The 276-nt window shown below is 56.5% G+C and carries 1 protein-coding gene; it reads right to left on the bottom strand.

The window, feature by feature from the left end; all coding sequences use genetic code 11:
- Positions 1 to 276 (bottom strand): Mur ligase domain-containing protein (locus SB725_RS31035; RefSeq protein WP_410923228.1); only part of this gene is annotated, 276 nt, incomplete at both ends.

The following is a 276-nucleotide window of genomic DNA, read 5'->3' as shown; positions in this document are numbered from 1 at the left end:
AAGTCGCTTTCGCCCAGACGCGCCGAAACCTCAAAGTTCCCCGGCACACCGCCGATCACAAATCCCGGTTTGTAACCGCACTGTTCCAGAATCCAGGTCGCCATTCCCGCGGTGGTAGTTTTGCCGTGTGTACCGGCAACGGCCAGCACCCAGCGGTCGCGCAGCACAAAATCGTGCAGCCACTGTGGACCTGACATATAAGGGATGTTTTTTTCCAGTACCGCTTCCACACACGGATTTCCACGGGTCATGGCGTTGCCAATAATCACCAGATCC

Source organism: Pseudomonas sp. SIMBA_041 (genome assembly GCF_046535095.1).
GTDB classification, from domain to species: domain Bacteria; phylum Pseudomonadota; class Gammaproteobacteria; order Pseudomonadales; family Pseudomonadaceae; genus Aquipseudomonas; species Aquipseudomonas mucoides.
Note: the sequence above shows the minus strand (reverse complement) of the source record. Positions and strands in the feature narration are given on the sequence as shown.